Annotated in this window: 10 protein-coding genes; 5 read left to right on the top strand and 5 right to left on the bottom strand. The window is 46.6% G+C overall.

From position 1 onward, the window contains the following. Positions 1-73: 73 nt before the first annotated feature. From BM202_RS18050 to BM202_RS18040, 3 genes are read right to left on the bottom strand one after another with little or no spacing between them, the layout of a single operon-like run. Positions 74-1,786 carry a RagB/SusD family nutrient uptake outer membrane protein gene (locus tag BM202_RS18050; RefSeq protein ID WP_093828589.1) on the bottom strand — a complete coding sequence of 571 codons (1,713 nt, stop codon included), beginning with the start codon at positions 1,784-1,786 and terminating at the stop codon, positions 74-76. 46 nt (positions 1,787-1,832) lie between these two features. Next, a complete protein-coding gene (locus tag BM202_RS18045; RefSeq protein WP_093828587.1) occupies positions 1,833-4,985 on the bottom strand; it encodes a SusC/RagA family TonB-linked outer membrane protein in 3,153 nt (1,050 codons plus the stop codon). Positions 4,986-5,006: 21 nt separating this feature from the next. Next, on the bottom strand, positions 5,007-5,801 hold the full coding sequence (locus BM202_RS18040; protein ID WP_093828766.1) for a FecR family protein: 795 nt from the start codon (positions 5,799-5,801) through the stop codon (positions 5,007-5,009). Positions 5,802-6,351: 550 nt separating this feature from the next. Between BM202_RS18040 and BM202_RS18035 the strand changes: the two genes are divergently transcribed. Next, positions 6,352-7,173: a hypothetical protein gene (locus BM202_RS18035; protein ID WP_245776706.1), complete on the top strand. Its 822-nt coding sequence runs from the start codon at positions 6,352-6,354 to the stop codon at positions 7,171-7,173. Between the two features lie 132 nt (positions 7,174-7,305). Here BM202_RS18035 and BM202_RS18030 read toward each other — a convergent pair whose 3' ends face one another. Then, on the bottom strand, positions 7,306-7,749 hold the full coding sequence (locus BM202_RS18030; RefSeq protein WP_093828585.1) for an OsmC family protein: 444 nt from the start codon (positions 7,747-7,749) through the stop codon (positions 7,306-7,308). A 158-nt stretch (positions 7,750-7,907) separates the two neighbouring features. Between BM202_RS18030 and BM202_RS18025 the strand changes: the two genes are divergently transcribed. The 4 genes from BM202_RS18025 to metK all read left to right on the top strand — a co-directional run bounded on the left by BM202_RS18025 (position 7,908) and on the right by metK (position 12,332). Continuing rightward, positions 7,908-8,705, top strand: a complete 798-nt coding sequence (locus tag BM202_RS18025) for a hypothetical protein (protein ID WP_093828584.1) — start codon at positions 7,908-7,910, stop codon at positions 8,703-8,705. A 130-nt stretch (positions 8,706-8,835) separates the two neighbouring features. Beyond that, positions 8,836-9,714 (top strand): lipoyl synthase, encoded by an 879-nt coding sequence (lipA, locus tag BM202_RS18020; protein WP_093828582.1) that lies wholly within the window; start codon positions 8,836-8,838, stop codon positions 9,712-9,714. Between the two features lie 86 nt (positions 9,715-9,800). Beyond that, the gene (locus tag BM202_RS18015) at positions 9,801-10,970 is read left to right on the top strand and encodes a lycopene cyclase family protein (RefSeq protein ID WP_093828580.1); all 1,170 of its coding nucleotides are present in this window, start codon (positions 9,801-9,803) and stop codon (positions 10,968-10,970) included. Between the two features lie 84 nt (positions 10,971-11,054). Beyond that, positions 11,055-12,332: a methionine adenosyltransferase gene (metK, locus tag BM202_RS18010; RefSeq protein WP_093828578.1), complete on the top strand. Its 1,278-nt coding sequence runs from the start codon at positions 11,055-11,057 to the stop codon at positions 12,330-12,332. A gap of 130 nt (positions 12,333-12,462) precedes the next feature. Here the strand turns inward: metK and BM202_RS18005 are convergent, their stop codons facing one another. Beyond that, on the bottom strand, positions 12,463-12,837 hold the full coding sequence (locus tag BM202_RS18005) for an HPF/RaiA family ribosome-associated protein (protein WP_093828576.1): 375 nt from the start codon (positions 12,835-12,837) through the stop codon (positions 12,463-12,465). Positions 12,838-13,040 lie beyond the last annotated feature (203 nt).

The raw sequence follows: 13,040 nt of genomic DNA, 5'->3' as shown, positions 1-13,040 counted from the left end.
ATGAGTGAAAAAAACATGCGTTAGCATTTTCACTCATTCGCTCTTTCACTCATTCACTCTTTGATATTATTCCTCAGTATCCTGGATTCTGCGGAAAACCAGAGGTGCCATCAGCAGCTTTCTCCGTTCGGTCAATCTGCGTTTGTGGAATGGGGCGAAGGTTATTTGTCTCTTTTACGTTTGCCGCACCCTGTGGGTTATATAGTTTAACCCGCTCTACCAGATTCCCCCAGCGTTTTAAATCCATCCAGCGCATCTGTTCACCCATCAGTTCACGACCGCGCTCTTCCATCAGGAAGTCCATTGTGGCACTAGCCGGCGTAATTTCCATAGCTGTTTCTTTACCAGGCCAGGCCGCCCGCCGACGTACTGCATTGATGGCCGCAGCCGCTTCTGTCGGTTTCCCCAACTTAATCTGAGCTTCGGCTAAGATCAGGTACGTTTCGGCTAGGCGGAATGCCAGATAGTCGCGGCTACCGGGCTCATATGTTTTGTCGGGCCGGAGAGGGTCGAAGAATTTTTGAAGGGGCAGGAACAACGTTTCGTTGTAGGCACTCGGCACGAGAACCTGGTACGGTTTTTTTGCCCGTTCTGCCAGTGGCATTTCGTAGCCAGGAATAAAAATGGCTGTGTCACCCGCTTTGAACGTAACGGTTGGCTTCGATTTATCAAAGGCCGTACTAAATGTACCTGGATTGTTGCTCAACCATGTATCCCGGAACGATTTTTTATACCGGGAGTCATTCACGCGATCCTTGAAAACAGTTTCTAGGGCATAGGTTGTAGGGCGTAAGCGCCGAAACGGTCGGCCATAAAAAATATCCCGAACCATGCCGGCCTGCGTATCATACTGCATACCGAAGAACAGGTGAAGGTTGTTACCTCCGGTGTTCCCTCCAGAACTGGCTAAAGGAGATGAGGCAGCATTGGTCAGCGGATCAGATGTATACTGAACTGAGAAAACTACTTCATCATTAATTTCGCCTGCGCCCTGGGCAAATACACTTGCAAAATCGGGCAATAATTTAAACCCATAGTTGGCAATTACATTCTGAGCATACGTAGCGGCTTTGGCGTAATCGTCGGCTGCTTTCGCTGATGATGTTGCTTTTGTCAGGTATACGCGAGCCAGAAGATGTTCCGCAGCCGCTTTTGTAGCCCGGCCATAGTCCGACGATCTGGCCTTGTTCTCCAGATCCGGCAATGCCGATTCGAGATCAGACAGAATAGCTTTATAAATATCGGCTTCTGTTGCCCGGCTGGTTTTTTTTGTAGGGCCCAGCGTTTCCGTCAATCGCAAATCTACACCACCCCACTGCTGTACCAGAATAAAGTAATAGTGCGCGCGCAGAAACTTGACTTCGGCAACCCGCTGTTTTTTTAGCGCGTCACTAATTCCCGTTGCTGCCGGGGCACGTTCGATCACCGCATTGCAGGTGTTGATACCCCGATAAAGTTCTTCCCAAACACCCTGTAGAATATCGACAAAACTATTTAGCTGGGTATCGTAGAAATGGAAACCCTTGTAACTGCCGTCAGAACCGGTCGCGTACAAATCCGTCCCGAATTCTGTCATCGTCAGGCCCTGTTGCGTTGCGTAGAAGCTTCGTAGTGGCGCATAAGAGGCTCTGGTCGCATCCTCAAAACCCTTGGGTGTATTGATGTAATCGTTCCCAATCGCCGAGATTACTTTTTCCTCCAGTACGTCTTTACAGGATTGGCCAACCAGCAGGAAAGCCAGCGTGCCAAGTATGCAAACTGATTTTTTTATATATATACGGTTCATTTTTTCAGAATTTAAAAGTTGTATTAAACAGCCCGGTCCGGTATGTTTAAAATTTAACGTTTAAGCCAAAGGTCGTTATCCGGGTAGCGGGCGTAACATTGTTGTTGATGGTGCCGTCAGCTGTTTCAGGATCGACACCGTTGTACTTCGACCGATAGGTTGAGAAGATGAACGGCTGCTGAATACTGGTAAATACACGTAGCGATTGCATCCCCAACTTCTGGGTCAACTTTGACGAGAAGGTATACCCAAAATTTATGTTACGAACTTTTACGAATGTACCATCGAAGTAAAATAAGGCTGAGTTATTGACCGGAAATTCCTGGTTATGATTGGGCCGTGGGAATTCATTGGTCGGGTTATTGGGTGTCCAGTAATCTACTTTAATTTGATTGTACCGACCTGCCAATTGGTTGTTATCCCGGTGGAATCCGCTCAGAATTGTTTGACCGAAGCGACCATACACGAAGAAGGATAGGTCGAACCCTTTGTAGCTAAAGCGGTTGGTAATCCCACCACTAAAGTTGGGGATATCTGAACCCAGGAACACCCGGTCATCGGCTGTAATTTTGCCGTTATTGTCGGTGTCCTGTATTTTAATTTGCCCAACACCGCTTTGGTATGATTTTGCTACATCAGCTTCGCTCGTCTGCCAGATGCCCGCTTTTTTATAGTCATAATATGCAGTTAACGGCTTTCCAATAAACCACTTGTTACCGAGGTCATCTACGGCACCATTGTAGAGTGAAACAATCGCTTCGTTATTTTTGGTGAAAGCGAAATCCGTTGTCCACTTAAAGCCACTTTTTGAGTTAACGTTTACCGTCGACAAACTAATTTCGACCCCCCGATTGCGGGTTTCACCGACATTTTTTGTAACGGCGTTAAAGCCAATAGACTGAGGCAATTGGTCAGACAGTAGCAGGTCGGTTGTGTTGGTCTGATAGAATTCGATCGAACCGGCTACCCGTCCCCGCCATAGGCTAAAATCCACCCCGATATTTGACGAGGTCGACGTTTCCCATTTTAAATCAGGATTGCCAATCGTACTGGGCCGATACCCATAAGCTGCCGTATTGTTCCATGCATATACAGTACGGCTCAGCAATCCCTGTGTTTGATAAGGAACCACCCCCTGGTTTCCTACCGAACCACGGCTAACCCGTAATTTCAACTGATCGAGCCAGGTAACTTCTTTTAGAAAATCCTCATTGTTGATGTTCCAGGCCAGAGCAATACCGGGGAAGTTACCGTATTTGGTGTTTTCACCGAAACGGCTTGAGCCATCCCGCCGTAACGTAGCGGTTACCAGGTATTTATCCTTGTAGTCATAATTGATCCGACCCATGAACGAGTTAAGCGTCCACTGAATTAAATTGCTACCCACGCCCAGCACCAGACTGGCATTGCCTACATTATTAAACTGCTGCGTTTCGGCCGGAACACCTTGTACGGAAAGATTAGTGTATTCAAAATTATCCCGTTGAATGGATTGCAACGCCGTTATTCCTACGTTATGATCACCAAACGTCTTGTTATACGTCAGGATGTTTTCCAATGTATAATTGAATCCAAACTGATTGTTATTAGACGCCGTTGGGTCACCCCCCTTTCGATCGTTCGTCTGGGACCCAGTAAAACGACCTGCCTTCGACACGGAGAAATCAGGGCCAAAGTTGACGCGGTACTTCAAGCCATTGATGATATTGGCCTCGGCATAGATACTGTTGAAAATGCGATATTTCTTGATTTGATCTACTTGAGCACCCGGCACAATTTCTGCCAGTGGGTTAGTCAGCAGCGCATCGTTGGTAGGCGAGAAGATGATGTTACCATTATCATCGTAAGGCCTGCCAAGTGGGTTTTGCGAAAGTGTGAAACCGTATGGGTTAAGATTGGCTCCATTTCGAACGCTGTACATCATATACGAAGAAACACCGACTTTGATCACCTTATTGATTTGATGATCAATGTTGGCCCGCAATGAATAACGCGAGTAGTCCAGACCTGGATTAATGCCTTTGTCAAGAAAATAGCCAGCGGAAATATAGAACTGTGTTTTCTCGGTTCCCCCTTGAATGCCAAGTGAGTGGTTTTGCTGGAATCCCTGCCTCAGGATCAACGATTGATAATCGGTGTTCCGATTGGCGGCAATACCAGCGGCTACAGCAGGGTCCCCCCCTAAAGGCGCAACGTGGGCGTCTGCATAAGCATCTGCTACACCGGTGGGTACGGCCTTTCCTGTAGCATCATTATACTCATTGGTAGACCGGTAAGCTTCCCGTACGAATTCGGCAAATTCAGGGCCATTGAACAAGTGAACTTTGTCTAGCGGATCTGTAACGCCTGCGTAGGCATCGTAGCTGATTGTCGTCTTTCCGTTGTTATTGCCCCGTTTGGTTGTTACCAGGACAACACCATTAGCTCCTCTGGCACCATATATAGCCGTTGCGGTGGCATCTTTTAGAATTTCCAGCGAGGCAACATCGTTTGGGTTCAGGTCTTCGTAACCACCCGTGGTAAAATCGAACGGACGAGTGCCTAACAGTTCATTTCTATCCCCGGTAAGCGGAATACCATCCACTACGTACAATGGATTGTTCCCCGCGTTGAACGACCGACGTCCCCGAATCCGGATCGTCGGTGTCGAGCCTGGCTTGCTCCCCGACTGAGCTACATCGACACCTGCAACACGGCCCTGCATCGCCTGACCTATGTTTGTAATGGGTTGTTCGGTAATTTGCTTCGCCGAAACCGACGAAATAGCACCCGTCAACTGGCTCTTTTTCTGCGTACCATACCCAACCACGATGACTTCGTTCAAGGTTTTATCATCGGCGATCATCTTAACGTCGATCGTTGATTTCGATCCGATGACTACTTCCTGGGCCAGAAAACCCACCGATGAAAAGACCAGTGTAGTTCCTCCACTCGGCACATTGATTTTATAATCCCCATTCGCATCAGTGGTAGTACCGCGGGAAGTGCCTTTAACCGCTACGTTAACACCCGGTAAGGGACCATTATCATCCGTTGATAGTACTTTACCCATCACGACGCGTTCCTGTGCTGGATCTGAGGCTGTTATGGGGTGTATGGAGGGGGCGCTAAACGCCGGTTGACCAGTCAGTACGAGTGCTGTCAAGCCAAGTAGAGGGAGCCACGATTGCCGTGGCGGTTGTGTAATAGTTGTTCGCATTGTAGGTTTAGGAAAAAGTGATTAATGATTAGGCAATGATTTGGCTGAACCGGTCGCGATTTCGAACGAATCGCCGGGTTGTAGCCGGATGGGGTCCTGGTGTTTCAGCAGGAGATTTATCTGCCCGGAAGTCAGGGCTACGCAGGTACTTTTTGGGCGTTCCCGCACTTGAAACGTAGTGCCAACCGCTTCAATGGTAATATCGGCCGTATGAACCCGAAACAGACGGGCTGACGACGTATCGTTGCGGTGAACAACGGCAAAATCGGCTTCGCCTTTCAGCCAAACGGCTCTGGGGGTTTCGTCGGTCCACCGGCGGACATACTTTACAGAGCTATTGGCATGTAACGTAATGAACGAATTGTCGGGTAACTGAATCTGGCGAGTTTGGTTGGCATCGGTGCTGACGGTCGAAACCGACTGATTGGGGCCATACTGCATCCAGAGTGCCCAGCCAATTAGCAGCACTACGCCCAGCGCTGCCGCCACCGTACGGATAAAATACCACCACCCTACAACAGCCCGCACATCAGGCTGAAGGGGACGAAGATCCTCCATCGTCTGAAACGATTCACGAATGCGTCCCCAAACGGATGAAATCTCGTCGGACGATAGCGCTGGAAGTAATGGCTTACTGCCTTCGATAATAAGCTGTCGAGCGGTTTCAACTTTATCGGCGCAGTCGGGGTTTTGATCGAGCCAGTTTTGCCAGTACGCTACTACCTCATCGTCGTTGGGGTACTGCACCCAACGTACGAACAGGTCGTCGAGAGCAAGCTCTTCAACGGTGTAGACGGAATATGGCTTATGAGACACGGTATAGAACTGTTGCGTGTAGGCCAAAGCGTCAGGAATAGGGGTTTCTACTTATTTAACTACAATTATGAGTTGAGTAGGACGTATTTACTGTATACTGTATAAATATGGATTATTTAAGGAAATCGTATCTAGTTTATATAATTTCACTCCGAACAGCTTTACTGTAAGCTTCTGAATAATAATAGACAATAAAAATAAATTAATCGATTATTTTTATGCAAGCGCTTCCGGGAACGTTCCCGGATAGTATTATTATAAAAATTAATTGTAAAAAATAGAGACATTTTGTCATTATTATCGTTTAATCTTATAACGAACTTCCAGGTCCGCTCATTAAAAATATTGTACTTTTTTTAGGTATAAGTGATATTTTATGCGCTCATTTGTGGCTCAGCATGAAATTCACGTGGTTCATTTTCAAGTGGTTGCTGACACGTTGTATTTGAAGATCGTATCACACTATAGTGTTGACAGAGACCTTAATCTGACGTAATGTCTGGTATCGAATTTTAACTATTGTGGCCTTTGCAGGTTATGTTTTTATACTATGAAAACAAACCCGAATCGAGGTTGGCAGGTAAAGCCGCTTTGCCTTCTCTGCATACTGTTTTTCCTGACACATGTGCCTCTTTCGAGCGTAGCTACGTCGATGCAGATTAACTATAAATCACAAGATTCAACGAAAATACAGACAACTCAGCCGTCTTCACGGACGTTTACTGCGTCAACCGACCAACGCTTTTTCTTTTTCAGTGATACCCGTAATAACGAAAATCGCCGTGTGCCTGTGAGCGTATATGGGATACGGGCAGGTTTCTTGTTTCCTCCAAACCATAAGCGCCCTGAACTTAAGAGTGGTCGTTCGGCTAGTTTTAAAGCAGGAGCCGGTTTTTATTTTATTAATCAGCACCTGGATCGGCCAGGATTACTGCCCAATACATCAGAATCGGTTACGCGTCATTTGCGCATTGCAACGGTATATTACGAGCGCTATCTGCTACGTCGTAAAGCTTTTGAAGTGAGTCTGCCAATAGAATTAGGCTATGGACACTCACGTTATGAGATCAATGACGATTTATCGAACAAGCATGAAGTAGCGCGGGGCATTTTCCTGCCGCTTGGGGTAGGGGTTTCAGCGGCTTATCAATTTCCATCCATATCCTGGCTTCGGCCAATCCATTGGTTTGGTTTGAACATATTGACTGGCTACCGCTTCATTCTTAAAAAAGACATTCCCGATAGTAATATCAACTATACCGGTTTCTATATATCGGTCGGCCCCTCGTTTTTCCTCGAAAACCTGACTGCAGATGTCAAATACTGGCGCCAAAAAAGCAAAGCCCGAAAATCATCACGGGCTAACCAGTGAGCACAAGGGTCAAATTATGCTTCCTATCTATAAATTGATATGATATGAGATCGGGGCTTCCCGCACGCTATGATATATATTCTCATAGCAATCATACATCACAGCGCACGGGCTGTCCCGCCCCTACATCTTTCACGCGTTTACTTCTTCTTCCCACCGGATGCTAACGGCCTGTTCAATGTCAGGGTGTAAGCTGATGGCTACCGGGCAGGTGTGCGCAATTTTTTCCAGGCGGGCGCGGATTTCATCGTTTGGCAGGAAAGACTCTCCATCCCGATTGGCCTGAAGGGTTAAATTAATCTCAATGCGGGCAATTCGCCGGGGAGGCTGGTTCGTCATAATTTTTGTTACGTCGAGTGCGCTGCCTGTCAGATCAATACCGTCACGGCGAGCGTGTATGGCCATAGTCGTTATGATGCAGGTGCCTAGTGCATTAGCCACCAGATCAGTCGGTGAAAATGCTTCACCCCGACCCTGATTATCGGTTGGTGCGTCCGTGTTAATGTGAGTGCCAGATTGCAGGTGAATACAGTCGGTACGTAACTCGCCGAGGTAGTTGATATGAATTGTAGGCATAAATCAGTTGGTAAGTTGATAGGTAATCATTTTATAAATTAATTCACTACCGGTTTGGGCTTAAACATATAAATTAATGCCCTAGTTACACAACTTAGTGGCGGTGATTTTGTGAAAACGGGCAAAAAATAGTAGCTTTAATTCAGGATATTACGAAAATGCGAACGATATACGGATTAATTGGGCTGGTTTTAAGTGGTATGCTCTTTTCCATGCAGGATAGTATAGCACAGCGGGTGACACAGAAGGCCGATGCCGACGAAGAAAACTATAAAACTGTCACCACCTTTGGCCTTACAACGAATACTAACTCAGGCATTATTGGGGGACTTTCATTCCGTCAGTCAAAGCTGTTGTCGGGAACCTTGTTTGGTATGCCGCAGGCTCGCTATTTGAGTGTGGAGCTTGTTAATGTCAAACACCCCAAGGAACTGCCGTCATCGCTTAATTCATACGGATCGCGTTTTGTCGAAGGCAAGGAGAATTATCTGTTTGTGCTACGTCCGCAGTATGGTCGGGAAGTACGATTGTTTCAGCGCAATGGCGATGAAGGAATTGCGGTAAGTGGAATTCTGGCGGGTGGCCCATCGCTGGGTATTATCAAACCATATTACCTCGAAGTATCTTATGGTAACTTTACCCGTACGGTCCCAGCTTCGCAGGTAAACGGATTTACTACGCCTACGGGAGAGACCGTAACGGGCGCAGGAGGTTTTTTTCAGGGCATCGGCGAATCGAAGCTTACGGTAGGACTGAACGTAAAAGCGGCCCTGAGTTTTGAATTGAGTGCCTTTCGAACTAATACAACAGGTATTGAAATCGGCTTTCTGGCTGAAGCCTTTCCCAATAAAGTTGTGATCATCCCAAACACCGATCCTACCGGCAAGCGTGAAGATGGCAATCGCAGCTTCTTCACATCAGGCTATATTATCTTATTTTTTGGGAGTAAGAAGTAAAAAAGAGTCGACAGTCATCAGTCCAGAGTCATTAGCGACCAGCAACACTAACGACTCTGGACTGATGACTGTCGACTCTCGTGAACTTTACGCCCGAAAAACGAATTTTGCTGGAAAGGATTGAGGAGCTATGATTGAACTACCCGTAATACCCTCCGAACAACAACGAAAAAAACGCCCCGACTGGCTTCGTGTCAAACTACCAATCGGTCCTGAATACGCTAAAGTCCGCAAACTAGTGGACGAGCACAAGCTCCACACTATTTGTGAAAGCGGTAACTGCCCGAATATGGGCGAGTGCTGGGGAGCCGGTACGGCTACGTTCATGATTCTGGGAAATGTCTGTACCCGGAGCTGTACGTTCTGCGCTGTGGCGACGGGACGTCCTAACGAATATGATACCGACGAACCCCGGCGCGTGGCCGAAGCTATTGTGCTGATGAAGGTTAAACACGCCGTTCTGACATCGGTTAACCGCGATGAATTGAAAGACCGGGGTGCCGAAATCTGGTATCAGACAGTACGTTTGATTAAAGAAGCTTCCCCAACGACGACGATCGAAACACTGATTCCTGATACGAAAGGGAATTGGGAGGCTTTGGAACGTATGATTTCGGCGGGTCAGGAGGTTGTATCGCACAATATGGAAACCGTCGAGCGGCTTTACCGTCGTGTTCGGCCTCAGGCTCGTTATGAACGTAGTCTGGAGCAGATTCGTCGGACGAAAGAATACGGCCAACGGACAAAATCGGGCATTATGCTGGGTTTAGGGGAAACGAAAGATGAAGTCGTTAAAGCTATGGATGATCTGGCGGCAAACGGACTGGATATTCTTACCTTAGGCCAGTATCTGCAACCGACCAAAATGCACCACGAGGTGATCGAATGGATTCATCCCGAAACGTTCGCTATGTATCGGGAAGAAGGCCTGATGCGTGGCTTGAAATACGTTGAGTCAGGACCGCTGGTCCGGTCGAGTTATCATGCTGAGAAGCACGTGAATGTTTAGTTGATTGACAAGTTTTCAAACAATTAGGCAGTCCCATTATTTATACAGGAGAGTCCGGGCCAACGGTCCGGACTTTTTTTTGCCGTATGAAAAAATATGACTTCATCATAGCTGGGGGAGGCATGGCGGGTTTAAGTCTGGCATATTATCTCAGTCAGTCTCCGTTACGCAACCGCAGTATCTTAATTCTGGATAGTGAACTCAAGAACCGTAACGACCGGACATGGTGTTTCTGGGAGCCCGATGGTGGGTCTGCTACGTACACGTCGGCGTTTGATTCTATACTGTTCCGCAAATGGAAAACCGTTAGCTTTCATGGTACCACTTATGCCGGAGCGCTTGATATGGGTGACTATCAGTACAAAATGCTACGTGGTATTGACTTCTATGCGTTTGTACGTAACGAACTGAACAAGCACCCAACTATTGAGTTTCAACAGGCGACTATCAACCGGATCAAAGATACGCCCCAGGGAGGCTTCGTTATTGCCGACGATGAGCCTTATCTTGCTGACTACGTGTTTGATAGTACATTCGCGCTGAAGTTAGATCAGTCTGAAAATCATAATCTTCTCCAGCATTTCAAGGGCTGGGTGATTACAGCCGAGAAACCATGCTTTAACCAGAATCAGCCTGAACTTATGGATTTTCGGGTGGCCCAGCATGGTGATTGTCGGTTTATGTACATATTGCCTTTTGATGAAAAAACGGCTCTGGTTGAGTTTACGCTTTTCAATGACCAGCTTCTGACAGATGCTGAATATGAAGCGGAACTCCTTCAGTACATTGACCACTTTTTAGACACGGGTGGCTACAAAATTTGCGAAACTGAATATGGGGTTATCCCAATGTCTGATGAGTCGACAGAGGAAAACCATGCTGAACACATCATCAGAATTGGTACGTCGGGGGGGTTCACAAAGCCATCTACTGGCTATACTTTCCAGCGGACTCAACGTTATTTGCAAGCTATCGTTAAAAATCTGGCAGAAACGGGTAAGCCGAATCGGCGGTCGTCGTGGTTTGCTGGCCGGTTCAAACTTTACGACAGTATTTTTTTGAACGTACTGGAGAAACACCGCCATAATGCCGATGATATTTTTACCCGGGTTTACGCCGAGAATCATCACCGTGTTTTCACATTTTTAGATGAGGATACCCGGTTTATTGACGAACTGCGGTTATTTGCTACTATGCCTTTTTTACCCTTCGTCTATGCTTTTTTTGATGTATTGCGCAGGAAGGCAATCGGCTGAACCAACCTCATACTCTTATTAAGCTTGTCCCCTGCCTAGAAACTTGTAGCTTTGTAGTTTCAAACCAAGTCACACGCAGCAGCAATGCCTTATCTCTTCACTTCCGAGTCTGTCTCTGAGGGACACCCCGACAAAGTCGCCGATCAAATATCCGACGCGCTAATTGATAACTTTCTGGCGTTTGATCCATCCAGTAAAGTAGCCTGTGAAACGCTCGTAACGACTGGCCAGGTAGTTCTGGCTGGCGAAATAAAAACCGATACGTACCTAGACGTTCAAAAAATTACGCGCGAGGTGATCCGCAAAATCGGCTACACCAAAAGCGAATACATGTTTGAGGCCAACTCGTGTGGTATTTTTTCGGCCTTGCACGACCAATCTGCCGACATTAACCAGGGCGTTGATCGTGAAGTTGCCAATGACGATTTCGAAACTTTAGCCAATGCACAAGGTGCTGGCGATCAGGGTATGATGTTTGGGTATGCTACCAATGAAACTGATAATTACATGCCTTTACCGTTGGATCTGGCTCACGCCATCCTGCGTGAAATGTCGGTGATACGGAATAACGAAATTGAGCTAATGCCGTATTTGCGGCCTGACGCCAAGTCGCAGGTAACAATTGAGTACTCGGACGATGATCAGCCTATCCGGATCGATACGATTGTTGTTTCGACACAGCACGACGATTTCGCTGATGACGAAACGATGCTGAAGAAAATCAAGGAAGACATCATCAACATTGTTATTCCCCGGGTTAAGGCCGCTCAGAAAGCCGAGTTGCACAGTCTTTTCACGGATAACATTACGTATTACATCAACCCAACGGGTAAATTCGTGATCGGTGGTCCGCACGGTGATACGGGTCTAACGGGTCGTAAGATTATTGTTGATACGTATGGTGGTAAGGGTGCACACGGTGGTGGTGCTTTTTCGGGTAAAGATCCTTCCAAAGTAGACCGTTCAGCCGCTTATGCTACCCGTCATATTGCTAAAAATCTAGTGGCAGCTGGCCTTTGCGATCAGGTGCTGGTGCAGGTGTCGTATGCCATCGGCGTAGCGAAGCCTTGCGGTTTATACGTAAATACGTACGGAACTTCCAAAGTGGATATGCACGATGGCGTAATTGCCGAGAAAGTTGCCGAGATTTTTGATATGCGTCCCTACGCTATTGAACAGCGGCTGAAACTTCGCAATCCAATTTATTCTGAAACGGCTGCTTATGGCCATATGGGTCGTAAGAACGAAGTTGTTACCAAAACGTTTGGCTCGAACGGTCAGACTAAAACGATGGAAGTTGAGCTGTTTACCTGGGAAAAACTTGATTTTACGGATAAAGTCAAAGCCGCTTTCGGCCTGTAAGTAACGCGGGCGGAAGCCGGCGAACTTAGGACTTTAAACCTTTGCGGGCTCTTGCTCGCATTATAAATAAAAAGAAAGCCTCTCCAAAATCAATTTTTGGAGAGGCTTTCTTTTTATTTAAACGATTGGTTTATAACTCATCGATTTCAAAAATCTCGTCTTCTTCTGTTCGGGATTTAGCCTCAGTAATAGCCGGGCTGGAAATGTCATTTCGTTTTTGCTTGAACCGAACGAGCTTGTCTTTCAGGACATCCATCACCCGGTCGGTGGCACTCTCGAAACTTTTATCATGTTCTTTGACGAAAATTTCTTTGCCCGGAATCAGTAGTCGTACTTCGACTATTTTCTCCTTGACCTTGTTGGAGTCAGCTCCTTCCAGTCGTAAAAACACTTCTCCGCTAACGATACGGTCATGAAAAGTGTCTAACTTATCAAGTTTAGCCTGGATAAAATCTAACAGGCTTTGATCGGCCGTGAATCGCACGGCATGAATTTGTAGTCTCATTGTGTCGCCTTTAAGATGAATTGAAACAAAAGCATCAATGGATTAACTAAGTTTGAGTAAAAGGATCAGAAAGTCAATGCCATCTACGAAAGATGCAACCCAGTTTCACGGACTTTGTTACTGAAAAAAGTTAATCGTCTGTAAGGTGACCTTTTTAATTGATATCGTGAAACGGTTAAATAAACAGATTCTTTAAAAAGTAT

This window comes from Spirosoma endophyticum (assembly GCF_900112365.1).
GTDB lineage: Bacteria > Bacteroidota > Bacteroidia > Cytophagales > Spirosomataceae > Spirosoma > Spirosoma endophyticum.
This window is presented reverse-complemented; position numbering and strand designations above follow the sequence as displayed.

Coding starts and splice junctions, on each gene's coding strand:
- BM202_RS18050 (WP_093828589.1), bottom strand. CDS start 1,786: ATGAACCGTATATATATAAAAAAATCAGTTTGCATACTTGGCACGCTG.
- BM202_RS18045 (WP_093828587.1), bottom strand. CDS start 4,985: ATGCGAACAACTATTACACAACCGCCACGGCAATCGTGGCTCCCTCTA.
- BM202_RS18035 (WP_245776706.1), top strand. CDS start 6,352: ATGAAAACAAACCCGAATCGAGGTTGGCAGGTAAAGCCGCTTTGCCTT.
- BM202_RS18030 (WP_093828585.1), bottom strand. CDS start 7,749: ATGCCTACAATTCATATCAACTACCTCGGCGAGTTACGTACCGACTGT.
- BM202_RS18025 (WP_093828584.1), top strand. CDS start 7,908: ATGCGAACGATATACGGATTAATTGGGCTGGTTTTAAGTGGTATGCTC.
- lipA (WP_093828582.1), top strand. CDS start 8,836: ATGATTGAACTACCCGTAATACCCTCCGAACAACAACGAAAAAAACGC.
- BM202_RS18015 (WP_093828580.1), top strand. CDS start 9,801: ATGAAAAAATATGACTTCATCATAGCTGGGGGAGGCATGGCGGGTTTA.
- metK (WP_093828578.1), top strand. CDS start 11,055: ATGCCTTATCTCTTCACTTCCGAGTCTGTCTCTGAGGGACACCCCGAC.
- BM202_RS18005 (WP_093828576.1), bottom strand. CDS start 12,837: ATGAGACTACAAATTCATGCCGTGCGATTCACGGCCGATCAAAGCCTG.